Genomic DNA, 25387 nt, shown 5'->3' on the forward strand with positions numbered 1-25387 from the left:
ATATCTTCCCCGTGGTTGAGGATGTTACTATGTACCGCCTTTGTGGCGTGACAGTATGTAAAAGCCTCCTGCAGAGCTGAATAATCGGCTGTGCAGGAGGCTTTTTCTATTTCTAAGGAGAAATTATGGAGAAGAGTTTCCGGGGCAGTTCTCACTGGACGCGGTGGCAGGTATTGATAGCAGGCATTATTTTACAGACGGCTATCGGTGGTATCTATGCATGGAGCACTTTTGTTCCGGCCCTGGTTGAAACGTACGGGTATCGTACCGGGCAGACCGGCCTGATTATCGGTCTCCAGATTGCTGTCTTTTCCAGTATTACCATTCCCGGTGGAAAACTTCTCTATGCCTGGGGACCGCGAACTACTGCAGCCGTAGGGGCTGTGCTCTTTGGTGCGGGGTATGTGGCTGCATCCTATTTTGCCCACTCCTTTCCCCTTCTTCTCTTCTTTCTTGGTGGCGTAAGCGGTACGGGTATTGGCTTGGTCTATGTCTGTCCCCTAACAACGGGTATGCTTTGGTTTCCCCGCAATAGAGGTATTGTGACGGGGGCTGCCGTATCGGGATTTGGTTTGGGGGCGGTAATTCTCTCCCTTACGGCGGAATACCTTATGAGACAGGGGGGACTCGGTGTGGACGAGATGTTTCGTGTGACGGGGGGGCTTTTTGGCGGGGTTGCCCTGTGTGCGGCCCTACTGTTGAAAACTCCCCATAGTATGGGACGGCCACGGGAAGAAGCGGGGGATGGTTCAAGACCAACCATGCGAGGTACCTTGATCTTTCGTTTTATTCAGTATGCCATGTTTGCCGGTACCTTTTCGGGACTTCTCTTATCGGGAAATCTCACCCCCTTTATTCTGAATATGGGTGGTTCCGAGGCGCAAGCCGCGCTCAGCATCTCTCTTTTTGCCGTGGGGAACACCCTGGGGCGACTTATTTGGGGGGGAGTGCATGATCGTCATAAAAGCCGATGGACAATTCGCTGCTCCCTGGGACTTCTTACGGTGGTGCTTCTTGCCATGTCAGTCCTCGGTGGACCAGATATGATTCGACTCCAACTTCTCTTGATTATCCTTGCCGGATTTGGTTTTGGTGCCTGCTTTGTGGTGTATGCAGCAACGGTTGTAGAGATTTTCGGGGTTGCCAGTTTACCGAAAATGTACCCCTTTGTGTTTATGGGGTACGGAGCTGCCGCCCTCATTGCCCCGGCCTTTGGTGGATGGAGTGCTGATCGTACGGGTTCCTACACAACAGGGATTGTTATAAGCGCCGCTGTGGTTGCTGTCGCTTTTTTTCTGACCGTTCTCCTCAGAACCTATTTCACCTCTGCAAAGGAAGAGATTCATGCATAGGAAGACTGAATATTCCGATCGTGTCGCTTTGCCGTATCAGCTCTACAGTGCTCTATTTTCAACCCTTCCATACGGCGATCTTGCCGTGTCATCAAGCCAGCTGCTGCTTTTTACCAAGGAGTGTGAACGCCTGTTATATCAAGAAGAATCTCCCACTGCAGTAGTGGAGCGGTTTTGTTCCCACTTACCCCTAGAGAAACGGCATGATCTATTGTTCCAGTTTTTACAAATTGTAGAACGACAGGTTGTTCTTTTTGACGCTATTGAGGATGCAGCCTTTCCCCATTTGCACAGTCGGTATGATCGGGGTACCTTGAAATCTCTATTGCAGCGGGTTGATGAGGCGGAGCTCCATTCTTCCTATGGGCACCACCTAAAGAAATATGCCGTGCGTATGGTTCTTACGGCTCACCCCACTCAATTTTATCCTGAACCGGTTCTCGGCATTATTCGGGAGCTCATTACAGCTTTACAGGAAAAAGATCTCCATGCGATACGTCAGTTTCTTTTGCAGCTTGGGCGAACCCCTTTCCGAAATCGTCGAAAACCGACACCCCGCATGGAAGCCCATGCTGTTTTGTGGTATCTGGAAAATAATTTTTATGATGTTATCCCTGCCATTTGGGAGGAGGCGGTGCGAGCTGTGCCGGAAGACCTTGATCCAGAGCAACTTGCGGGGATGCTTGAAATTGGTTTTTGGCCTGGGGGAGACCGGGATGGTAATCCGTATGTAACCGCAGAAACAACACGGGAGGTTGCCCGTACCCTGAAAGAGTCTATTCTCTCCCGTTATATACACGATATGGAACGTCTGTTAAAGCGGCTCACCTTTGATGGTGTCTTTGAGGGGCTACAGGTATGTTTAAACAAGATTATTCAAACAAGAGATGCTCATACAACACAGGGAGAATCTGCGGGGTATGCTTCACCGCAGGAGCTGTGTTCTGATCTGCAGGAAATTCGCCAGTGTCTTCAAGATGATCATCAAGGGTTGTTTATACAGCATATCGATACGTTTATTACACGGGTGCGCATCTTTGGATTTCACTTTGCAATTCTCGATCTTCGTCAAGACAGCAGTGTCCATCATGAGGTGTGTACTGAGATACTTCATACTCTGGATAGACAAGGGGTATTTCCATCTCATCTGAAGGAGGTATGGGATCAAAACGGTGCAACGGCTGATTTCTTACGACAGCTCTTAGAGACACCGCTTTCGCTTGAAGAGATTTCCATGGATACACTTTCCGTCATAGCCCGAGAGACCCTTGATTCCTACCGGGCGGTATGGGATATTCAGCGTCAAAATGGTCCGCGAAGTATCCATCGATCCATTATATCAAACACTCAAAGTGCATGCCACGTGCTTGAGGTCTTTGTGCTGATTCATTTATCGGGAGGAAGCCTGGAGACTTCGGGCCTTGATATTGTACCCCTTTTTGAAACCATTGATGACCTCACCCGGGCAGATGCTGTTATGAAAGAGTTGTATGAGACCCCCGTATATCGAGCCCATCTTCAACGCCGTGGCGGTGTACAGCATATCATGGTGGGTTTTTCCGACGGCACAAAGGACGGGGGATATCTTGGGGCAAATCTTGGAATCTATCAGGCAAAGCGGCGGTTAACTGCTGTAAGCCGTGAGGCCGATATATCCCTTGTGTTTTTTGATGGGAGAGGTGGTCCTCCCGCGCGGGGTGGCGGTAATACCCACCGGTTTTACCGTTCCCTTGGGCATGATGTTTCCCACGATCATCTCCACTTGACCGTTCAGGGGCAAACTATCAGCTCAAATTTCGGTACCCGTGATAGTGCCCGCTACAATATTGAGCAGTTATTTACGGCAGGTCTGGAGTCCTCACTCTTTTATGCCGAGGAGGGTGTGTTATCTGCAAAGGAGGCAGCTCTCCTTGATGAACTTTCACAGCAGGCCCACGAAAAATATCTTGCCCTGCGGGAAGATCCTCTTTTTATACCCTATCTGGAAGAGATGACCCCCCTCCGTTTTTATGATCGTCTCAATGTTGGCAGCCGTCCGGTGAAGCGGAAGGGGAATACGCGGAAGTTCAGCGATCTTCGGGCAATACCCTTCGTAGGATCATGGAGCCAGATTAAACAAAATGTCCCAGGATTTTACGGTCTGGGCACCGCCTTGGAGTCTTTGCGGGATACTCCGGGAAAATGGGAGGCTGTGCAACAGCTCTATGTGGACAATCTCTTTTTTCAAACCCTCATAGACAATGCCATGCAGTCTTTGGCCAAAACCTGCTTTCCCCTTACGGCATCTCTGCAAAATCATCCGCGGTATGGGGGCTTTTGGAAGATCCTTGAAGAGGAGGCGAAACTTACAGAACGACTTCTCTGTGAAGTGGCGGGCATCTCCTGTCTTTTAGAGAAAGAACCGGTTATCCGTGCCTCTATCAAAATCCGGGAAAAAATAGTGCTCCCCCTCCTGGTAATACAGCAATATGCCCTGGAAGAGCTTCAACGGTGCGATGAACCGGAAGAGCGGGAGATTCTGGAGAAACTGGTGGTAAAATCCCTGGCGGCAAATATAAATGCCAGCAGGAATTCTGCGTAGATATAGTTGGTATTTGGTAAATAGTATATATTGCTCTGTAAAAATTGCAATTCAGTGGAATTATACGGTAGTAGTATAATACTATTCTCATAGACCCGATTTACAAAGGAGTACCAATGAAAATGCAAAAATGGCGAGAGTTTTTCATTACCCTTATTTCTGCAGCTGTCAGTGCAAACGTGGGAACATATCTGGCACGAACCTTTGAGCTTTCTTGGTATATGCACGGCCTGGTGGTGACGGTCTTGTTTTTACTGTGCTATGGAGCGGCCCAAAAGATTGCACCGTCTTCGTAGTGTGTACGCCGTGGATCCCGCACAAGAGGAGATTTCATGGATACGCTCCTGTTGAAAAGATACAGGGGAGGTACTATATTCAGTTTTCCGGTGCAGAGAGCTTTATATGCGCAGAGGAAGAAGGGATTAATTTTATTTTTTACAGTCAGCAGGAGCACATCGTGAAGATAATCTTATTAAATGACAGGCAGAAGGCAGAGATGAAATATCCATACACCGCATCGATATGTATTCTGTTTTTATTACTCCCCCTCTGTGCGGATCAGCTTCCCCGTTTACGGGTTTCCGGAGACAGTATCATTACTGTTCAGGGAACTTCCGTTTCATTTAGGGGGCTTCATATTACAACAGAAGCATGGGGACAGTGGGAGTATCCGCAATCAGACAGTCTTGCAGCGAGGGGAAAATACCCCTTTATACCGCATAGAAATATTCCGAAATACGCCCTTGAAGAGAGGGATTTTGATAGTATTGCGGCTCTTTCCCCCTTTCTTGTAAGATATGAATTGGCCTATTCCCATTTCTCAGAAGATACTCCCGAAAGAGATGCAAATATGCAGGTTTTACAGAGGCACATCAAAGAATTTAATCGACGTGGTATCTATGTTGTACCCGTTCTTCATTTTGGGCCCGGTTTGCATTTGGCTAAAGCGCACTATGAAGATGCAAAGCACGGTGATGAGCGGGTACAGACAATTTTTGAAGACAGGGATACCTTTGTCCGTCATCGTGACTGGTGGGTGTATGTAGCAGGTCATCTGGCTGAATTGCCCGGTGTTGCGGCATATCAGCTCTACGTTGAACCGAGGATCCCCTCCCGTGAAGAGGGGGGGTATACTGTGTTTGCTGAGAGAACGCAGGAGCTTTGTGATGCCATCAGGGCTATTGATCCGCATACTATATTGGTACTGCATACAGCCTTCAGCAGAGAGGCGAATCCCGGCGAATCCTATTGGTCAAATGAGGAGAATGCCTTTCGCACAGATACGGGTGAACAGGGTATTATCTGGAGTGGTTCTCCGGAATTTATTACAGAGGATATCTCCTATTTTACCTATATTGACGATCCAAACATTGTGTATGCTTTCTCCGCATACGTTCCCTATGAGTTTTGCAGTAAGGGTGCACAAAGTACTTCGGGGAATCCCTTTACTGCTGACTATTTTGCTGAGAAGATGAAAGATTTTATTGAACCCCGTCTTGCCTTTCGGGAGAAACTCTCCGTCCCTGTTATTGTCGATGAATTTGGGGTAAACCATCTTCAGAGCAGAGAAATGGCAGAAATCTGGCTTGCCAGTGTACTCGATGTTTTTGAAGCGAAGGAGGTTCCCGCGTGGTTTTATCAGTATAAGGGGTTGTCTGATCCCTATTCCGGGGGCGAAAATAATTATGGGATATACACCTATACACGGCTTTCTTCACATGAAATACAGATGAGTGACAGCTCCTACCGTTTTGCACCCTTTGCCCGGGAGGCTGCAGAAAAAACAGGCTACGATACGCTTTTTCACAATTATTTCTGGAAAGGCGGAGATTTTCGAACTCTTTCCATAACAAACAATGAATCCATCAGGGAAATTATCAAAGGGTATTTTAACAAATAACCACCCTGTATGGTATGATAGTGGCATACCTCGTAGGTGAGGCGGAGTTGAATTTTGCTTTCCCGTACAACGGCACTGACAAAATACTCTCAGGTATATTCATTGATCGTCATGCAGACACTGGCCTGAGTGATTATTTGGTATGAGACCATACAGTTGCCGGAAGAGGTGAGGGTGCTCTCCTTTGTTTTTTTATTCGTCAATCACCCCGTATGAGCTCTTAAGGATAGAAATAATCTCCTCCCGGGGCGCTGCGGGAATGGGAATTGATTGTCCTGTAATAGTCTCTGCCATGGATCGGTATGTCCCGGATACCTTCAGAAACACCTCCCGGGGGAGTCGCAGCTCCTCCGCAATTTTTACCCGCTCATCCATGCGCTCCTTTTGGGTGAGTATGTCCGGGTCGGGGATATTTTCCAGAAGGTATGTTCGAAACTCCTCTTTAGAGTTTTCCACGATATGTCCCTGCTGATACTCCCGTGCGTCCCACATGCGGGAAGAATCCGGTGTTCCCACTTCATCCATATAGATAAGGCGTTTTGTGCCGTGCATATCTTCTGCATAGCCAAATTCAAATTTTGTATCAACAAAGATCTGTCCTGCCCGGGCAAGCTCGTTGGAAATGAGGTCTACTCCCTGGCAAAGAAGCTCCTCATAGCGTGCCACATCCTCTTTTGAGTGAAATTTGAAGGCCTCGTAATTGGCCATGATATCCCCGTGGGAAATATTCACATCGTCTGCTTCAGGAACACCGGGAATCCCCCGCAGGATACCCTTTGTGGATGGGGTAATGAGGGTCTTTGAAAGTTTCTGATTTTTCTCAAGTCCATCGGGCAGTTTGATACCGCAGAAATTGCGTTCTCCGCGCACGTAGGCACGCCACATGGATCCGGTGATATAGTTGCGGGCAATCGCTTCAATCATTACGGGCTCTGCCCGCTGTACAATCCAGACAAGGGGGTGGGGAGTGTCAAGAATATGTGAATCAGCGAGGCCCCGATCACGAAAACGGCGAAACCAATGATTTGCGATGGCATTGAGGGCAGCACCTTTTCCGGGGACACCGTTCATGCCTTTTTCTGCTTTCCAGAGACATTCAAAGGCTGAAATCCGGTCGCTGATCACCATAATTCCCAGGGATGAATCCGGAGAAACGGGGTAGTTTTTTTCAGATATGAGACGATGGCTGTCCTCGGGGGTAAGCCAGTATACAGAACGTACTTTTCCACGATGGACCGGTTGGTGTGTCCGAATGGGAAGGGTATGACTGTTTTCAAGAACCGTATATGCTGTCATGAAACTCCTGTCCTTACTGGGTATGTATCTTCTGTTCAAGGTCGCTGAGAATTTTTTTCTCAAAAACCTCAGGACATATCTGCACAGGGAGACTCCGTTTCACCCCACGTGGTGTCCTCAGCACGGCGGTAAAAACACGAGCGGTACCCCTTGTGGCAGGCAGCACCTTTCTGGAAAATCCTGAAAAGGAGGGAGTCTCCATCGCAATCAATGCGTGCTTCCTGTACTTTCTGGGTATGCCCGGAGGTTTCCCCCTTTTTCCACCGTTCCTGCCGGCTTCTGCTCCAGTAGACCATATCACCGGTTTCCAGGGTTTCCTTGAGGGTATCCCGGTTCATCCAGGCCTGCATGAGTACCCGACCGGACTCTGCATCCTGTGCAATGGCACAGACGAGGCCCTGATCGTTAAAGCGTACTTCCCTGAGGAGGGCGTCTGAATTTTTCATTCCCGTACCTGCCCTTCACCTTCAACAAGCCATTTATAGGTGGTCAGATCATCGACCCCCATGGGGCCCCGTGCATGGAGTTTATCCGTGGAGATACCGATCTCACAGCCCATGCCGTATTCACCACCGTCGGCAAATCGGGTGGAGGCATTAACCATGACCGATGAAGCATCCACGCGGAGCTGAAATGCCGCCATTTCATCGGTGTCAGCCGTTACAATGGCTTCGGTATGACCCGATCCGTGACGATTGATATGGGCGATGGCCGCATCGGTGGAGGAGACTTCCCCCATGGTTACAATGAGATCAAGATATTCCCGATCCCAGTCCTCTTCTCCGGCAGGCTCAACATCATCAGAGAGTGTTTGTATGGCGGCATCGCCCCGTATGCACACCCCCTCTTGAATAAGGGCGGAAATAATATCTTTTTTTACTGCTTCGGGAACATCCCTGTGGATAAGGATTGTTTCCAGGGCGTTGCAGACACCGGGACGCTGAGTTTTCCCGTTTATTGCAATGGCACGGGCCGTCTCCGGTGATGCCGAGGGGGCAATATAGAGATGACAAACCCCCTTATAATGTTTGATGACGGGAATATGGGAGTGTTCCACCACGGTTTCAATAAGTTTTTCACCGCCCCGGGGGATGATCAGATCCACCGTGGAGGATTCCTTCAGGAGATAATTGACCGCCTGACGATCCGTGGTATCAATGAGCTGTACCGCCTTTTCAGGAAGTCCCGTGTCCCTGAGAACATCAGAGAATATCCGGGCAAGGATGGTATTTGAATAAAATGCTTCAGAGCCACCCCGGAGGATAACCGCGTTGTTTGACTTCAGACAGATCGCTGCAGCATCAACGGTAACATTGGGCCGGGATTCATAGATAATGCCCACCACCCCTATGGGAACTTTCATTTTGCTCAGGCGCAGACCGTTTTCAAGGTTTTTTTCTTCATAGCGTTGTCCGATGGGAGTGGGAAGATTTTTGATGGTTTCCACACCGCTGATCATGGAGTCTATCACCGTATCAGACAGGGTGAGGCGATCGATCATGGCCGCCGAAAGACCTCGTTTTTTTCCTGCTGCAAGATCTTTTTTGTTCTCATCCTGAATTTCTTTTCGATGCGTATCCAGGGCTTTTGCCATGGCTTCAAGGGCATGGTTTATTTGCTCAGCGGGCTCAGCGGCAAGGATGTATCCCGCCTCTTTTGCCGCAGTGGTGAGAGTGTGTATCTGTTTTTGCAGGGTATTCATTCCAATCACCTCCGTTCAGTTTTCTTCAAATATACCTCTTGCGACGCTCAGTCGGTACAGCTTTTCGAAAACAAATCTGTGGTCTCACCCAGGGGGATTTGTAAAAAACAGGGGTAATATTGCGAAATAGGTACATAAACCTGCGATTTTCCATTTTTTTTATTATTCTATAGATGCTAACAATACGGAGGTTTTATGAAACAGTGCGTTTTTGTTCTTGTTCTTATTTCATTTCTTTTAGCAGAGGTTAGTCGGGCCCCGAAGCAGGTTCCTCCCGGTGATCTTTCCGTGGAAGAAGTGCCCATGTTCATTAGTATTGGATGGGATGATAATTCTCATTCCGGTATGCCTGGAAGTACAGCCGAAGAAGGAGGTGTTCGCTGGGTGTGTGATTTTACTAAGGAACTTCGTAATCCTGAGGGGACAGGGCAAGAGGAGACCTTTGACGGGGCGCCCGTACGTACCACCTTCTTCTCTAATTCATTCTATATTGAGCCCTATAATGGAGATTTCTCTGTTATGGTTAAGTGGGCACATAATTATGCCTATCGGTTGGGGCATGAAATTGCGAATCATACCCACAGTCATCTGACTGGAGGAGATGGTCCCTACCTCTCTGTAGATGCATGGGAAGAGGAGATTTACAAATGCAGTGAGATGTTTAGTCGTCCTGCTCCTGCTATTGAAGATTCAGCGCTCACTGCTGATGATCCGTCCCTTGGTGCAGGTGTTCCCATTGAAGAAATTGTTGGGTTTCGTGCGCCGTATCTATTCTATGGGAATAACCTCTTTACAGCATTAAAAAATCTTAATTTTATTTATGATTCGAGCATCGAAGAAGGGATGGATCCGGCTCAGGATGGAACCAATTTTTACTGGCCCTATACCATGGACCATGAAAGTCCTGGGCACCGCTATATGTCTGAAGTAAGCGGTACAAAAGAGCCTGAATATGCCGTGCCGGAACATCCCGGAATCTGGCAGTTGCCTGTGTATGCCTTGGTAACTCCTCCCGATGATGAGTGTGAAAACTACGGGCTGGCTCCGGGGTTTCGTGATCGCCTGAAAGAACATGTCACAACCTTGGGGAAACCTGGTGCTTTTGATGTGGACAATGGCAAAATATCCGGACTTGATTACAATATGTTCTATTTTATCGAGTTCAACCTTACCAAAGAAGAGGTTCTAGCGACGCTGAAATACTCCCTTGATCAGCGAATGCGGGGAAATCGCGCCCCCATGGTTATTGGATTTCACAGCCAGTACTACACCCCCGTGTGGAATGGAAATGCGGGGAATATTCCTGACGATGCAGATCGTCGTGCCATTGTGGAAGAGTTTGTACAATATGCCTTAGAGACCTATGAAGATGTTCGTTTTGTTCCCATGCGCGATTTGCAGCAGTGGCTCGAAACCCCCGTGGCATTAGAGGGTAGTACTCCTATCGGTCGGGAAGCATCTCCCCGCCATCATCGAGGGGTTCAGATCATTTCTCAACGAGAGGGGTTGCTTCTTTCGGCAAAAGATCAATTTGATGCAACCGTACGGGTGTATACTCCTTCTGGACAGCTTGTATTTGAGGAAGCTCGTCATATTCCTCGTGACGGTATTCACGTAGCCACTCCTACCCTTCGTGGTATGTATGTGGTACGAATTTCTGGCGGAGATAAGACGATTTCCCAGCGTGTTCTCTTTGAGTAGGGCAGATACTCTTGCTGTGAACTCGTAATCGCTGTTTTTTGTACGGGGTGGGTTAATCCACCCCGTATGTCGTTATAGAGCGAGGGAGATATCACGGCATATGGAGTAAAAACGGTGCCGATGAAGTGTGTGATTATTTTTGCTGACTGTTGCCCCAAACAGTACTAGAGGTTTGTCATGCTGTATGACCATTGCATAGATAGAATATGATCTCTCCGAAGATATGGGGCGTATGTGAGTTGCTATGGGGAAGTGATGCCCTCGTTTAAGCGAGAATATCGCATAAATTGAGGGCCGTGATAGGGCGATTTTTCATTTCCCGTGAAGTTTTAGGGAAGGAATGCCGTGTCTTGGAGAGAAACCTGGGATTGGTATCTCACATTGTCTGACAAGGTTTCACGGGGTGCTTCTTTGTTGTCCGGTGTTTTAAAATCCTCACGGGAATGGTCGGGTGTGGTGTGGCTTAGGTTGAGATAGGCAATGAGTGCAACAAGACTGAGAATGTAGCGCATAATAACTCCTTTTGTGATGAACAGTCCTAGTATATAATACTTCCCGAGACATGTCAATAAAAAGAATTCTGTTTCCCTGAGAAATGAATATATTTTGAAAATACCGGGAGGTTTCTATGACCCCAGAAAATGTTTTCGGCTATTGTGATCGCTGTGAGAAATACCATAGTCTCCCCCAAGGAAAGGCTCGCCAGAAAGGGGAGGAGCTTCTTCAGTCTTTGCAAAATGAAGGCTGTCTCGATTTTGAGCTCCCTCGGCACTTGCGAAGGAGAGAGTACTCTACTGATTCTCTCTACGGGCCGCATCGTGGAAAAATGTTTGGGGTGCTTCACTGCGTTGACCAATCAGGACAAGAGCAGTTTCTCAAGGCATTCTCCTGTCAACACAAGGGAGAATGGAGTGTTCCCGGATGGGTGCCACCCATTGTAGACGGAGCTCGGTATTTAGAAAAGGTTCGTTCTGGAGGAAACGATATATCACGACTCACAAAACTGCTTCACCATGAAGACACTCCGCTCATTCGTCAGAAGCTGAAAACAGAACGACGTCGTATTTCTCAAGCCCTTATGGAAGAACTCTTTGAAATGTATGAGTTGATGAATTTTCGCGGAGAAAAAAAAAGCTTACGTGAGGTGTTTCGCGGTTCGGGAGGAATACCTACAGGAACAGGAGACTGTTGTGCTCCAAAACTTCTTCATCATGCCGCAGTTATCGGGGCGCACCCCCTGGGTATTGCAGAGTTTTATCTTGGTCGAGAGACTCCTTCATCAAATAAAAAAGAAGGCCGGTTTTATCCGGCCTGTAAAGAGAGATGTCAACCCATCCTCGGGTTTCTTTTATGTGGGATTGAATAATCTTACGAGCCACAATCTACGTTTATTTGTGGTATGGCTTAATAATACCCCATGTTTCCACAATCTAAATAGTCTTCAATCAGTATGTCCATAATTTCCGCATACCGTTTGTAGTACCCGGCACGATTGGTAACACGATAATCACCATCGCCGTTTCCACACTCAAGGCCACCGTTTATAATATTTGCGGTCATACCGAATTTTGATTCATGGCGTCTGGCCGCAATATCCTCTTCAGTTGGCTCCCACAGTCCTGTCATAACGGCGTGACAAGACGGTTTGGGTGCTTGTGGATACATCCAAAACCAGATGGCTGTCTTGAATGCCAAGGTTGCATCGGGCTGCCCGTCTCCCGTATGATCATTCTCAATCACCCAGTGGGGATTATCTAAGAGTATCTGTTTATCTCCGTAGAGAAACTCCGAGACCTGGCCATAATTATAGTTCCAACTGATCTGTATTGGCCCACGGCCATGGTATGATTTTCCCGCAGATGGGGGGTACACGGCATGGCCTTCATCTCGGTAATCAAGATCGGTGCTTCCCTTTTGCCACCGTGCTTCCTCTATCCAGTAGAGTCCCCATGTTTTGGGGTAGAAGTCGGAGCCTTGTCCGGTGGTCTCGTGAGATATATTGGCGAGAAAGGCAGCGAGTTCTCTTTGGCGTGTTTCAAAATCACCGACGTTGCAAAAGTCTGCATAACTGAATGAGCTGGAGAGTATTTCCTCTTTTGAAATATTCCACTCAGCGTTGTAATCAGGGTGGGTTATCATTTCACGGGATTCACCGGTGGCTTCGTTAAACCACTTAATTTTTTGTGCATAGTTTACCCCTTCGCGTAACCATACTTCAATGCGGATATCCGCAAGTTCCCGGACTGCATTGAGCAGGGATTCATAGGTGTAAAAGTCAAAATCTCCATCGCTTTCAATTTTTGCAGCGTCATCTCCATCCCAGGGAGAGTTGCCACGACCGAAGCCATAACGGTTGGGGAAGAGTTCCTCATAGGTTTCTTCGTCGAGAAGCTCTTGGAATCGTTCTACCACGCCAGTATTTTCAAGGGAAATAGAAATTGTATCGTCACTGATGACGAGATCCCCGTCGGTGCCTACAATGCCATCTTCATCAAGGGTGAGAAGTATTCCCTCAAGGGGCACATAGTCTGTATCCTGGGGGGCTACGGAAATACTATACACGGCATGTTCTGCATTACAGATGCGAGCTGATCGTGTGGGAGCATTTGGTGGTCTTTGTGAGGAGCGTCCATCGGCAAAGACGGGGCCGCCGCTTTGATGTATCAATCGAATGGTTTTCTGCTCATTTTGCCCGGTGAGACGAAGAAAGTATATTCCGTGACTGAGGGAAGAAAGGGGAAGCTCTGTCACGCCGTTTCTGTCAAGAGCAGTTTCGGCCATACGTCTTCCCTGAAGTGAATAGAGAGCTGCTGATCCCCGAGCAAAGCTGTTTCCGGCAATCAACCGTGCTTCTCTTGCACTGTTTTCCAGATAGGGGGCATCTGCACTCCTTTCAGATTCTGTTACCAGGGAAACTTTGTCAGAGATGCGAATAGGCAGTGAAGCTGTCACTGCTTCTGTACCGTCTGTGTCGACTTCAATCACTTGATCACAATGTCCTTCAATAAGAGCTTCTGCCGCAAGGGTTATGGTTGCTGCAGTGTTCACATCAAAGTGAACCTCTTGAAAGAGTGTATCCTGCACTGCAGAGACACTACAAAAAAGAAAATGAAGGAGGAGGAGCACCAGAAATTTCATAGAAAATCCTTTCCAACCGTTTTACGTGTAATATACTACGATAGGGTTTCTTTTGCAGGAATATTCCGGGAACACTATTATTTTCTGCAAATATCTCTTTTCCGTTGAAGATTCTTCTTTTTCGTTATATATTAAAGGATAAACTCCATATGGGGGTGTACAGGTTTTCGACGGCTTGTAGGATCTTTGAACAGCATGTCGAGGATAATGGTTGGCCTCGTTAATCATCCATTAAACAATAACTGCTGAAGATTACAACTACGCAGTAGCAGCGTAACAACGCTGCGACTCCTTTGAGCCATTGTCGTTCGTGGCTTTGGGGAGTATAAAACAGAACGATCGACAGTGAGAGGGCATTGGCTCGCTGTTTAAATTAAGATGCTGGTTGCTGTGTATGCCTGTCTTTCGGCTGACACTGCAACGAGATACAATAGAAAGACTAAGCATGTAGCGGTTCAATCTGAATACTTGTCGGACAGGGGTTCGATTCCCCTCACCTCCACCATGGCATAGAATCAATACCAAAGTAGTACCTCTTGTGCTACCCCATTAAAAAGCTGATACAGACCGATTGGTCCGTATAAGCTTTTCTATTTTGATGGCCTTACTTTTCCTCCTGGTGCCCAAAAAAGACGAGAGAGTCTATTTGGATATCACTACTGTAGCGGGTGTTTCCTGTTTGAATGGCAATGGATTCTATCTCTGTGCCATTGAACGGTTTTGATTGCCCAAAGCCCTGCTGAGAGAGCCGCTCAAACGTAATACGCAGAGCCTCATCATTTTTGGGAGTCACAAAGGTGCCGTGGTAGTCATGGTCTGTAACAGTGGGGGTAACGGCGTTGATTCGCAGGGATGGGCCATCACTGAAGCTGCCATAGATATAGAACCCTGCAAATTCGTCTTGGTGGCGGTACTGTGGAGGAAGGGTAATGCTCATACCGGCATAGGGATACTCATCTCCCTTCTTGGGAGCAAGGCGAAATGTACCCGCAGCTTGGTTAATCCATGTGGCGACACTGTAATCATCAGCATAGGGATACCATTGTGAGGTGTTGAGTGGGGCCTTCCATCGTTGCTCTTTTCCTGACACCTGCTGTTGTGGCTCTTTGAGAGAGGAATCAGCCGGAGCAGGTTCACTGGTGCTTGCTGCAGCCGCCAAAAGCCAAATTGCATAGGCTTGACTCATGGTCACGGTTTCGCTGGTGACGAAATTGCGTTCCCAGTCATGAAATACTACTTCATCCGTTTGAAATGAGTCGAGGTGGCTTGCGGGTGGGGTGCCAAAATACTCTTCCATGGCAGAGTGGGTTTCTCTATTAACCGGTCCGAGGGCAACAGCGCCATGGGGAAAGTCACCGGTTAGTTCATATATCTGGTTATATACGTTTTGGAAGGTTGAGGAAAGACGGGTGGTGGCAAGAAAGGATATTCCCCAGTTATTCCGGCCAAAGAGAAGATCTACCATATGTTCATGAAGGCGGATGAGTTCGGGGGAGGGTGATTCACGATGCCATACTTTTGCGGCAGCTCCCACGGCATTCCAGCAGAGCAGGGATGACCATGTGTAGTCTGCAGGAATTCCCCAAAGGGGATCCATATTGCTTGTAAAGTGGTCCATATCAGCTTGGGCTGCTTTGGCTGAACGGGTGTCATACGGGGCCAAGGCTGCGTTTACGGAAAAGTTGTAAACTCCCCAGCTCAACCATTCTCCTGGTCCAATCTCGTAGGAAAGAGCTATCGTGCGGTATGTGGTGTCCTTCGTGGCACGATAGAGCTCTACTGCAGCAAGGGCCATATTGTCTTCGAGGCTATTATCCCGATAGTAATCATTGGTGACATCCCGCTCGAAGACCGTTTCGTCCAAGGCATCCTCAGCACGGGCACGGTGAAAAATAGCCTTTGCTTGTTGTAGATAGCGTTGGGCCTCTTCCTCTTTTCCCACATCTCTAAAAATGCGAGCGCCCTTGGCAAGGGTTGCAGCGGTAATTCCCATGTGTACAGGGCTTAGGGCTGTAAAGGCTGGACGATTCCCATCTAAGGCGTCATGCTCAGGAAGACGCACCCCTTGGCGATGATCTTCCGCATCACCCACTTGCACTACAAATATATCTTCTTCGGGATAGGTTTTCATGAGGTATTCCAGACCAAATCGGGCCTCTGCAAGAATGTCAGGAAGTGAAGATTCAGACAGAACGTTCGTAAAGGCTTTGGGGTTTGTTTCCCATGCTTTCAGAAGGTAGTAGGCGGTAGTTGCGTTGGTGAGGGTAAATTTAATATAATCGCCTGCATCATACCACCCTCCGCGCATGTCAAAGGTATGGGTGGGTGAGGCTGGTTTCCACACTCCCTTTGAGGCGGGGCCATCTACAATGTGCTTACGAGCAACAGAGTCTCCAAGATGAGTACCTTGACGTGCTCCTGGTCGATCTTGTGGCCAGCCGCTGCGTGCTGTGCGAAGATGGCGCAGAGCATCTGTAATAAAAACGCTGTATGGGTGCTCCGTGATGCGTAGTTGTACGGAGGCATCTTCCATGATAAAAAGATATTCTCCTGTCTCCGCAAGGGGCGAGATTTCAATTGTATGATTGAAGGGATGACTGGTGTGTTTTCCTGTTCCCACCAAGGATTGTGGGGTTGTTCCTGAACGAAGGGTGTCATTTCCCTGGATAATATGCCATGGGGTGTCGATCATATCCGTATCAGATAGTACGACAAGGGAGATAGATCTGTCAGGACGATATCCAGCTTGATTGTAACGGATATGTATGCCAGATACGTGGGTACAAAGAAGAAACAGGACAAAGAAAAGGCTTCTTTGTGGATACAACAGAGACATGGTCAAAACTCCTTCAATAATAATGTATGGCAGAAATATAGTATCCAATACAAGGGTATGACGTGGAGAAGAGGCTTTTGTAGAGCATTGTCTGAAAAATGCAAAAAAACAGGAAGATATTTAACAGTATGTGAAGAATGAGTGACAAAATAAAAAAAAGTGCGAAACTCCGCACTTTATAAGTAGTGGCGGAGGGCGAGAGACTCGAACTCTCAAGCCTGACGGCGGCGGTTTTCAAGACCGCTGGATTACCAATTATCCTAGCCCTCCGAACTGTGCCTGTAATATATATGACGAAAAAAGAAGAGGGCAACTTTTTTAAATTTCTTTCTGTAAAACCGTGTAGATATGGTCGTAGGATTCAAAGGGATAGTAGGATAACCCTGCGGCAGAAAGGCGGCGTGCCAAACTGCTTCGGGCAAAACGAATATCTGCGCAAGATGCGGCGCGAAAGTCTGATGAGCCGTCCCCCGCATAGATACAAAGAGCATCTGTGGGAATTTGGTCCCGCAAAACAGCCTCTTTAGAAATTCCATAATACGAGCAACGATACTCCCTTTTTGTCGGAGGATCAAGGTAAAGATTTCCTTTGTGAAACCTTCCGGGGTTTGCAAAGATGGGGAGGTGTCCAAGATTGTGCCTTTCAAGAATTGGGCGAATGTATGAACAGCTTCCTGCACTGATAACTGAAAATGTACCACCCTTTTTTTCCACAAGGGATACCACATCCTGCACGGCGTGATACAAAGGAAACTGTGCGATATAACGGTCATAGGTGTGTGCGGATATATTGATTGCACTAAAAAGTTTTTGCATAAACCCGAAGCTGGTAAGTTGATTTTGCTGAACTTGTTCTAAGAGAAGCTCATAATGCGGTTTATGAGCGCCGTCAATAAAATATTCATAAAACTCTTTCGAGCTCATGGTACCGTCGAAATCGGAAAAGAAAAAATCTGTTTCATGGAGTATCCCTTCTTTCTATCTCTACGCTTTGCCGCCCTGTTGCACGGCGGCATAAAATATATTTTGTTACGGTGTGATATCTTAATTGGGGGAGATATGGCTGCAATACAGGGCCTGGAAAACAGCGATTTTCGAATTCAAAAACTGGGGGAGTGTTCCATTGATACTCCCTTATCATATTCAGAGCGCAACGATGATAAGGTTGCTAATTTTACGAAGAGTGGTACACGGGTTGTCTTGAATGGCAGGCTCTATTCTCATGAAACGGAGAGCTTTAAACCCCTTTTGCTTGAAGCAGCAGGACCACGTAATAAGATCTATTTTGACCCAAGTAAGGTGAAAGCCGGCATTGTGACTTGCGGTGGATTATGTCCGGGGTTGAATAATGTTATTAAAGGGCTAGTGCATTCCCTGAGCCGCTATGGAGTACAGAATATTATCGGGTTTCAACACGGCTTTATGGGTATGCTCCCTGATTTCTCTATTCCTTTTATGGAATTGAATCGCTCAGCTGTTTCCGGTATACATCGGGAAGGGGGTACTATTTTGGGTACCTCTCGCGGGTTTGGAGAACGTACGGAAGATATTGTTGATACCCTGGAAAAAATGAATATCAATATGTTTTTTACCATTGGCGGTGATGGTACGCAGAAGGGCGCTCTTCGTATCAGTGAAGAATGCCAGCGTCGTGGGTTGAAAATTGCTGTGGTGGGTATCCCCAAAACAATTGATAATGATCTGAGTTTTGTGCGGAAGTCCTTTGGTTTTGAAACGGCCGTTGATAAGGCGGTAGAATCGGTGTATTCTGCTTCAGTGGAAGCAAAAAGTGTTGTAAATGGTATTGGCCTTGTAAAACTGATGGGGCGTGAGTCCGGTTTTATTGCAGCTCATACAGCACTGGCGTCAAGTGAGGCGGATATTGTCCTTGTGCCGGAAGTACCCTTTTCTCTTGAGGGAAAACGGGGGCTTTTTGCTACTATTGACGCATGTCTTGCAGAGCTGGGCCGTGCGGTTATTGTTGTTGCCGAAGGTGCGGGACAAGATCTTTTGCGTCATTTTGAAGAACGGTATCGTGAGGTTGACGCGTCGGGGAATAAAAAAATTGGCGATGTTGGAATTTATCTGCGTGATCAGATTATCGATCACTTTCGCAGCCTTAATCGCCCCATGACCATGAAATATATTGATCCTTCCTATATTATTCGTAGCCAAGCGGCTAATCCAAACGATTCACTTTATTGCTCACGCCTTGCCAGTAATGCTGTTCACGCCGCCATGAGCGGAAAAACTTCCATGCTTACGGGACTGGTGCACAACTACTATGTGAATATTCCCATTGAAATGGCCGTGGCAAAACGAAACTCTATTAATCCGGACTCTTCCCTCTGGCGCGGTGTTCTTGAAAGTACCGGACAGCCACCGAGGATGGTATAACAACAAAAGGAATGTGCATGACAACGGGATCTCAACAATTTATTGAAGCACTGAAAAAAGAAATTTTGATACTTGATGGTGCCATGGGCACCATGATTCAAACCTACGACCTCACAGAAGAAGACTTTCGTCTTCCTGAATTGCAGGATCATCCGGTTCTCTTAAAAGGGAATAACGATCTGCTCTGTCTCAGCCGTCCTGATATTGTCCGCTCGATTAGCAGGCAGTTTTTGGAAGCAGGAGCGGAGATTATTGAAACAAATAGTTTTAATTCAAACCATGTGTCCCAAGCAGATTATCAACTCACCGACTGGGTAGGGCGCTTGAATTATGCCGCTGCATCCCTTGCCCGTGAAGAGGTGGATCGCTATATGGAAGAGACCGGGAAAACCTGTTTTGTGGCGGGGGTTCTCGGGCCCACGGGACGAACTGCTTCCATGTCACCCGATGTGGAAGATCCGGCAGCACGAAATATTACCTTTGATGCCTTGGTGGAAACCTATCTCATGGCGGCCAAAGAGCTTGCTGCAGGAGGGGTTGATCTCTTTCTTATTGAGACTGTCTTTGACACCCTTAATGCAAAGGCGGCGGTATACGCCCTTGGAGAATTAGAGAAAGAGAGTGGGCAGGAGTATCCCTATATGGTTTCGGGAACTATCACCGATGCGAGCGGTCGTATGTTGACAGGACAGACCCCCGAGGCGTTTTATACGTCTCTTTCCCATAGGTCGATGACCAGTGTTGGCTTAAATTGCGCCCTTGGTGCTGATGATCTCATTCCCCATCTGGAAAGTCTTTCCAGTGTGGCATCATGCTATATCTCTACCCACCCGAATGCAGGGCTTCCCGATGAGCTGGGAAACTATAATCATTCGCCGGAACATATGGCTGGCATTCTTGAAAAAATTGCTCGAAGAGGACTTCTCAATATTGTTGGTGGGTGTTGTGGGACAACGCCGGAGCATATCCGTGCCATTGCGGAAGCGGTAAAACCTCATGCCCCTCGCTCTCTGCCGAAGACGCAGACAAAAGCCATGGCACTCAGCGGTTTGGAACGGATGGTGGTTGATTCCTCCTCTCTTTTTGTCAATGTGGGGGAGCGGACAAATGTTGCCGGTTCACGTCGCTTTGCCCGTCTCATTCGCGAGGAGAAGTATGAAGAAGCTCTTGCCGTAGCCCATGATCAGGTTGAAAATGGTGCGCAGATCATCGATATTAATCTTGATGATGCCATGCTCGATGCACAGAAAGAGATGCGGCACGTACTCAACTACTTTTTATCAGACCCTGCAGTTGCCCGTGTACCCTTTATGATAGATTCATCTAAGTGGGAGGTTGTGGAAACTGGCTTGAAATCATTGCAGGGAAAAGGGATTGTTAATTCCATATCTCTCAAAGAAGGGGAAGAGGAGTTTCTCCAGCGGGCACGCAGTTGCATGCGATATGGAGCTGCCGTGGTTGTTATGGCCTTTGATGAAACGGGGCAGGCCGAAACCAAAGAGCGTAAGATTGAAATTTGTTCCCGTGCGTATGATCTTCTAAAAAATAGTGGCTTTCCTACTGAGGATATTATCTTTGACCCCAATATCTTTGCGGTAGGAACGGGTATGGAGGAGCATCGACGGTACGCCATCGATTTCATTGAGGCAACACGGGAGATCCGTCGTCGTATGCCGGAAACTCATGTGAGTGGTGGGGTAAGTAATATCTCCTTTAGTTTCAGAGGGATGAATCCGGTACGTGAAGCGATGCATTCATCTTTTCTGTACCATGCTATCCAGGCGGGAATGGATATGGGAATCGTGAATCCTGCCATGTTACAGGTCTATTCCGACATAGATCCTACTTTGAAAGAGTTGGTGGAGAATCTCCTTTTTGACCGTACGGATACAGCGACGGAGGATCTTCTGACCTATGCTCAAAATCTGAGTGACGATACAGGTAGTACCGGAACTACCGCAGTTGATGCGTGGCGTGAAGAGGGGATTGCAGAACGACTGAAACATGCCTTGGTAAAGGGAATTACTACCTATCTTACAGATGACCTCTCGGAAGCGCGAAAGCAATATGCAAGCTCTGTGGAAATTATTGAAGGTCCGCTCATGGCTGGTATGGATCATGTGGGAGAACTATTTGGTGCTGGGCAGATGTTTCTTCCGCAGGTTGTAAAGAGCGCCCGTGTCATGAAAAAGGCCGTGGCCTTTCTTCAGCCCTATTTGGAGGAAGAAAAGGTGGCGGGAAGTAGCAGCAGTGCGGGTAAAATTCTCATGGCGACGGTGAAAGGAGATGTGCACGATATTGGGAAAAATATTGTAATCATCGTCTTGCAGTGTAATAATTATGACGTGATTGATATGGGCGTTATGGTTCCCAATGAAGATATTCTTGCTCGTGCTACGGCTGAAAAGGTGGATGCCATTGGAGTTAGCGGTCTTATCACCCCTTCTTTGGATGAAATGGTACATCTTGCGCAGGAGATGGAATCTCGGGAGATGACAATTCCCCTCTTTCTTGGAGGAGCAACCACCTCCGATATTCATACTGCTGTAAAAATTGATCCGGCCTACTCAGGACCTGTGGCACGTATGCGTGATGCATCTCAAACTCCTGGTGCATTGTCTAAATTTCTGGGGGGAGAAGCTGCGGCCCAAAAAAAAGTATTTAAGGAAAAATATGCCACCCTCCGGGAAAATCGAAAAAAGGCCGGCCCGGCACAATCTGTATCCCTGGAACAGGCACGGAAGAATGCCTTTGTTCCTGATTTTTCCACGTATACGCCGACACGGCCACAATTTCTGAAGGATACACAGTTTATTAATATACCCGTAACAGAGGTTGCACCTTATATCGACTGGCGGTTTTTCCTGAATGCCTGGGATTTTAAGGGCTCCCTGGAGAGTATTATGAGTGATCCTTTAAAAAGCGGTGAAGCCAAAAAATTGCTTCGCGAGGCTCAGGCTTTTTTACGGGTTATTGAAGGGGAAAATCTGTTGAAAATTAATGGAAGCCTTGCCTTTTATCCTGCTGCTTCAAAGGGTGATGACATCTATCTGTATACTGGAGAGGATCGTCGTGAGGTTCTTGATATTGTGCCAACGCTTCGGCAGCAAATGGAGAAAAAAGATCGACCGCATCTTGCCTTGGCAGACTTTATTGCTCCTGCCGACAGTGGAGTTGCTGATTACCTTGGTTTTTTTACGGTGACTGCCGGCCTAGGACAGGATAAGGCTGAAGCCTTATATCGACATGATAATAATGACTTTCATGCTATTTTGCTTTCTATTCTTGCAGATCGGCTTGCCGAAGCCTATGCGGAGTATCTGCATGAACAGGTACGAAAAGAGCTGTGGGGGTTTTCTCCCCATGAGTCCCTCTCTTTGGAAGAGCTATTACGTGTTGACTATCAATCCATTCGCCCGGCACCGGGCTATCCGGCGTGTCCGGAACATAGTCAGAAAGAACAGATCCTCTCCCTTACCCGTGCTGATACTATTGGGGTGCACCTCACAGAGAGTTACATGATGCTTCCTTCTGCATCAGTGTGCGGTTATTTTTTTGCCCACCCTGATGCGCGGTATTTCTCGGTGGGAACAATCTCAGAGGAGCAGCTAAATGATTTTTCTCAACGCAGTGGTCTCTCAGTGTCGTATTTGCGATCGGAGCTGGCAAAAAATGTCTAAGAACGTGTCATGCATCGATGTTCACGGGCATGTCTTCCCCGATTTTCTCGCAGAAAAAGCGGTACAGCACGTGCATGACATGTCTGAAGGAATGCCCCCACCAGCTTTGAGAGGAACACGGGATGCGCTTCTTGAAAGCATGCACAGAGGGGGAATAGATCATGTGGTTACCCTGCCTGTGGCAACAAAAATATCTCAGGTTTCTTCTATTAATGCTTCTTTGCCAGAGGCGACCGAAGAGATAACTCCCTTTGGTGCAATTCACCCGGAAAGCCCTGACTATAGGCGTGAAATTTCTCAATTAGAGAAGCGGGGCATACGAGGAGTAAAGATTCATCCCGAGTTTCAAAATTTCTACATTGATGCACCGTCTCTCGATGAGTTTTTTTCATATTTGGCAAAGAGTTCTCTCATTGTGCTTACCCATGCCGGGCATGATCCTGGTCCTTTCTCCGGTGAGCACGCAACTCCCGAGCGTATTAAAGCCCGTCTTACACGAACACCGGGGCTAACCCTTATCGCGGCTCATATGGGCGGTTTTCTTCAGTGGGATCGGGTCGAAGAGTATTTGGTGGGAGAGGATCTTTATCTGGATACCGCTGCCGTGGCAGGATATATGTCTCAGACACAGTTTGAGCGTATCTGTCGTACCCATGGAACAGAGCGGATTCTCTTTGGTTCGGATTCTCCGTGGTTTTCCCAATCGCGCGCTCGTGGCTTTGTTGAATCCTGTTCTTTTTCTCGGTGTGAACAGGAAGATATCTTCTTTCGTTCTGCCCAGAAGTTGTTATGGTAGAACAGACTGGTGGGTATGTCTTAGCCACAATTCCCTACGGTGAAACCAGCCTCATTGTGAAGCTCTTTACAAAGGAGTTTGGGCTGATATCGGTGCTGATCAAGGGGGGAGTTAGGAAAAAATATATTCCTGAAAGTGGTGCTCGTATTTCCCTAGAGATTCGCCGACGAAATTCTTCTGGTCTTTTTCTATCCTACTCCTGCGAAGAAAAGGGAATCTATCAGTTCCATCACTCACTGCTCAAAACGGCTCTTCGCGATACGGCCTTTGAAATGATACTCTCTTATTTCCATGAAGAGGAACCTCACAAAGAGGTGTATCTCCTCGTGGAACGATATCTTTCGTATCTGGAAGAGACGCCAGACTCATTCTCACTCTATGGACTATGGCTGTTTATACTCCGTCTTTCTCAATCCCTGGGGTTTGCCTATAGCCTTTGGCGGTGCGCCCTCTGCAATTCACCCTTGGAAGAGGCACGGCTTACTCCTGTACAGGGAGGATTTATCTGTCGTCGGTGTAACAGGGGAGCACAAGGCCTTTTTCCCCATGAGCTCATGGGGCTTTTGCGTCAAGGGCGCCCTGGTCCAGAGGAGGTGGTTGTGTCTATGACAGCGGCTCAGAAACGATATGTTACGGAAGAACTCATGGGGTTTCTCGCAACGCATAGTCAATATGGAGGGCGTAATCGGGCCGCAACGTTTCTCTTTGATGTTCTTGCCCGCGCATAGGCACAAGGGCGGTTTGCGAACATTCTCTCAGTGGTCTATCTACTTGCTATGAAGTGTGAAGGACTGTTGCTGTTGTTCCATACGAATAGTTTGTGCCGTATCGGAATAGGTGATTGTGTCTCGTATTCCGCCAACAATAACGCGACGCTCATGGGTAATTCGACCCCCATGGGAGCATCGCATGCTTATTCCACGAAGTAAACCGCCATTTAATGAATATCCATGGGATAGTATCTTCATGATTTTTCTCCCGTCTAAGAACTCTTCTCTATATCGGTAGTGCGAGGGATCTTCAATAGTTTTATTTTAAGAAAAGAAAGAAAATAAAGGTTGTGAAAACCTTCATAGTGGTGCGGTTGAAAGGACTTGAACCTTCACGGCCATATGGCCATATGAACCTGAATCATACGCGTCTACCAATTCCGCCACAACCGCTTATGGTATGAACGACGATAATATATATAGTGTCTCCCCGTGGACACAATTATATTGAAAATATCCATGGTGGCCAAACAGAAGCTATTTTATGATCCTCTCTGTATCGAAAGGTGGTTTCATGGGGTGTTTCCTCTCAATTGTGTATGATGCTCCTTCCTGGGCTCTTGTTGAAAAACCTTCGGGAATGCTTTCAGTGCCGGGACGCGGACCGGAAAAAAAAGATAGTGTTGCCTATCGGTTTCGACACTGTTATCCCGATTCCATAGTACAGCCTGCCGTGCATCGCCTTGACATGGCGACATCGGGATTACTTCTCTTGGCAAAAACGAAAGAGAGTCATAGAAATCTTTCTATTCAGTTTCAAAACAGGGATGTAAAGAAAGAATATGAGGCGTTACTTGATGGTGTTCCTTCCACCCGTTCCGGACGTATTGAACTGCCCTTCCGCCTTGATCCGGAGAATCGTCCTCGTCAGGTCTATGACCCGGTTTATGGTAAATGGGGCGTAACAAGATGGTATCTTCGGGGCGTTGAGTCGGGGCGTGCACGGGTCTGTTTTATTCCTGAAACAGGACGAACACACCAGCTTCGTCTCCATGCTGCCCATGAGCACGGCCTTGGCATCCCTATTGTGGGAGATTTTTTGTATGGTCGGGGGGTCAACACCCATAGCTTGTTGCTCCATGCAACAAAGCTTGCATTTACAGACCCGGATAGCGGTGTGTGGCGTTCCTTTTCATCACCAGTTCCATTTTAAGGTTTGTCTACTCAGAATGCGGCTGTGTCAACGATGGGGGCTTGTGTGTTCCTCTGTATTGAAGGTGTTTCCCTATACGGGGGGC

At 47.6% G+C, this 25387-nt stretch carries 19 protein-coding genes, 2 tRNA genes and 1 other RNA gene; 12 read left to right on the forward strand and 10 right to left on the reverse strand.

All coding sequences use genetic code 11. The features are described 5' to 3' along the window. The first annotated feature begins 125 nt into the window (after positions 1–125). The 4 genes from CALK_RS00075 (at position 126) to CALK_RS00090 (ending at position 5833) form a co-directional block, all read left to right on the forward strand. A complete protein-coding gene (locus CALK_RS00075; protein ID WP_022635592.1) occupies positions 126–1352 on the forward strand; it encodes an MFS transporter in 1227 nt (408 codons plus the stop codon). Further along, entirely contained in the window at positions 1345–3933 is a 2589-nt protein-coding gene (locus CALK_RS00080; protein ID WP_022635593.1) for a phosphoenolpyruvate carboxylase, read from the forward strand. Before CALK_RS00075 ends, CALK_RS00080 begins: the two co-directional genes overlap by 8 nt. A gap of 116 nt (positions 3934–4049) precedes the next feature. Then, the gene (locus tag CALK_RS00085; RefSeq protein ID WP_022635594.1) at positions 4050–4229 is read left to right on the forward strand and encodes a hypothetical protein; all 180 of its coding nucleotides are present in this window, start codon (positions 4050–4052) and stop codon (positions 4227–4229) included. Between the two features lie 161 nt (positions 4230–4390). Further along, positions 4391–5833 carry a glycoside hydrolase family 5 protein gene (locus tag CALK_RS00090; protein ID WP_022635596.1) on the forward strand — a complete coding sequence of 481 codons (1443 nt, stop codon included), beginning with the start codon at positions 4391–4393 and terminating at the stop codon, positions 5831–5833. 192 nt (positions 5834–6025) lie between these two features. Here CALK_RS00090 and CALK_RS00095 read toward each other — a convergent pair whose 3' ends face one another. The 3 genes from CALK_RS00095 to CALK_RS00105 all read right to left on the reverse strand — a co-directional run bounded on the left by CALK_RS00095 (position 6026) and on the right by CALK_RS00105 (position 8831). Next, on the reverse strand, positions 6026–7129 hold the full coding sequence (locus tag CALK_RS00095; protein ID WP_022635597.1) for a phosphoribosylaminoimidazolesuccinocarboxamide synthase: 1104 nt from the start codon (positions 7127–7129) through the stop codon (positions 6026–6028). 68 nt (positions 7130–7197) lie between these two features. Further along, a complete protein-coding gene (hisI, locus tag CALK_RS00100; RefSeq protein ID WP_022635598.1) occupies positions 7198–7575 on the reverse strand; it encodes a phosphoribosyl-AMP cyclohydrolase in 378 nt (125 codons plus the stop codon). Beyond that, entirely contained in the window at positions 7572–8831 is a 1260-nt protein-coding gene (locus CALK_RS00105; RefSeq protein WP_022635599.1) for a glutamate-5-semialdehyde dehydrogenase, read from the reverse strand. Before CALK_RS00105 ends, hisI begins: the two co-directional genes overlap by 4 nt. A 195-nt stretch (positions 8832–9026) precedes the next feature. Here CALK_RS00105 and CALK_RS11800 point away from each other — a divergent pair, with 195 nt between their 5' ends. Next, positions 9027–10532 carry a T9SS type A sorting domain-containing protein gene (locus CALK_RS11800; RefSeq protein WP_022635600.1) on the forward strand — a complete coding sequence of 502 codons (1506 nt, stop codon included), beginning with the start codon at positions 9027–9029 and terminating at the stop codon, positions 10530–10532. A gap of 329 nt (positions 10533–10861) precedes the next feature. On the opposite strand, the gene CALK_RS00115 is transcribed toward CALK_RS11800, so the two are convergent. Then, positions 10862–11044, reverse strand: a complete 183-nt coding sequence (locus CALK_RS00115) for a hypothetical protein (RefSeq protein WP_022635601.1) — start codon at positions 11042–11044, stop codon at positions 10862–10864. Between the two features lie 116 nt (positions 11045–11160). Between CALK_RS00115 and CALK_RS00120 the strand changes: the two genes are divergently transcribed. Continuing rightward, entirely contained in the window at positions 11161–11898 is a 738-nt protein-coding gene (locus CALK_RS00120) for a hypothetical protein (protein ID WP_022635602.1), read from the forward strand. Between the two features lie 38 nt (positions 11899–11936). Here the strand turns inward: CALK_RS00120 and CALK_RS11805 are convergent, their stop codons facing one another. Beyond that, complete coding sequence (locus CALK_RS11805) at positions 11937–13670, reverse strand: glycoside hydrolase family 19 protein (RefSeq protein ID WP_022635603.1); 1734 nt, start codon at positions 13668–13670, stop codon at positions 11937–11939. Between the two features lie 151 nt (positions 13671–13821). On the opposite strand from CALK_RS11805, the gene ssrA reads away from it, so the two are divergent. After that, positions 13822–14175: a transfer-messenger RNA gene (gene ssrA, locus CALK_RS12480) on the forward strand. A 99-nt stretch (positions 14176–14274) separates the two neighbouring features. Here ssrA and CALK_RS00130 read toward each other — a convergent pair. The 3 genes from CALK_RS00130 to CALK_RS00140 form a co-directional block, all read right to left on the reverse strand. Then, complete coding sequence (locus CALK_RS00130) at positions 14275–16506, reverse strand: glycoside hydrolase family 9 protein (RefSeq protein ID WP_022635604.1); 2232 nt, start codon at positions 16504–16506, stop codon at positions 14275–14277. 186 nt (positions 16507–16692) lie between these two features. Then, a tRNA-Ser gene (locus CALK_RS00135) sits at positions 16693–16776 on the reverse strand. Positions 16777–16824: 48 nt separating this feature from the next. Further along, on the reverse strand, positions 16825–17475 hold the full coding sequence (locus tag CALK_RS00140) for an MtnX-like HAD-IB family phosphatase (RefSeq protein WP_275574358.1): 651 nt from the start codon (positions 17473–17475) through the stop codon (positions 16825–16827). Between the two features lie 90 nt (positions 17476–17565). Here CALK_RS00140 and CALK_RS00145 point away from each other — a divergent pair, with 90 nt between their 5' ends. The 4 genes from CALK_RS00145 to recO are packed head-to-tail and all read left to right on the forward strand — an operon-like array spanning position 17566 to position 24107. Next, a complete protein-coding gene (locus tag CALK_RS00145; protein WP_034636041.1) occupies positions 17566–18903 on the forward strand; it encodes an ATP-dependent 6-phosphofructokinase in 1338 nt (445 codons plus the stop codon). 17 nt (positions 18904–18920) lie between these two features. Beyond that, positions 18921–22583 (forward strand): methionine synthase, encoded by a 3663-nt coding sequence (gene metH / locus CALK_RS00150; RefSeq protein ID WP_022635607.1) that lies wholly within the window; start codon positions 18921–18923, stop codon positions 22581–22583. Further along, the gene (locus CALK_RS00155) at positions 22576–23379 is read left to right on the forward strand and encodes an amidohydrolase family protein (RefSeq protein WP_022635608.1); all 804 of its coding nucleotides are present in this window, start codon (positions 22576–22578) and stop codon (positions 23377–23379) included. Before metH ends, CALK_RS00155 begins: the two co-directional genes overlap by 8 nt. Next, complete coding sequence (recO, locus tag CALK_RS00160) at positions 23373–24107, forward strand: DNA repair protein RecO (protein WP_022635609.1); 735 nt, start codon at positions 23373–23375, stop codon at positions 24105–24107. Before CALK_RS00155 ends, recO begins: the two co-directional genes overlap by 7 nt. Before the next feature lie 39 nt (positions 24108–24146). On the opposite strand, the gene CALK_RS00165 is transcribed toward recO, so the two are convergent. Continuing rightward, on the reverse strand, positions 24147–24347 hold the full coding sequence (locus tag CALK_RS00165; protein WP_022635610.1) for a hypothetical protein: 201 nt from the start codon (positions 24345–24347) through the stop codon (positions 24147–24149). Between the two features lie 108 nt (positions 24348–24455). Continuing rightward, positions 24456–24542: transfer RNA gene (locus CALK_RS00170), tRNA-Leu, on the reverse strand. 121 nt (positions 24543–24663) lie between these two features. On the opposite strand from CALK_RS00170, the gene CALK_RS00175 reads away from it, so the two are divergent. Further along, positions 24664–25302: an RluA family pseudouridine synthase gene (locus CALK_RS00175; RefSeq protein WP_022635611.1), complete on the forward strand. Its 639-nt coding sequence runs from the start codon at positions 24664–24666 to the stop codon at positions 25300–25302. The last annotated feature ends 85 nt before the right edge of the window (positions 25303–25387 follow it).

Source organism: Chitinivibrio alkaliphilus ACht1 (assembly GCF_000474745.1).
GTDB classification, from domain to species: domain Bacteria; phylum Fibrobacterota; class Chitinivibrionia; order Chitinivibrionales; family Chitinivibrionaceae; genus Chitinivibrio; species Chitinivibrio alkaliphilus.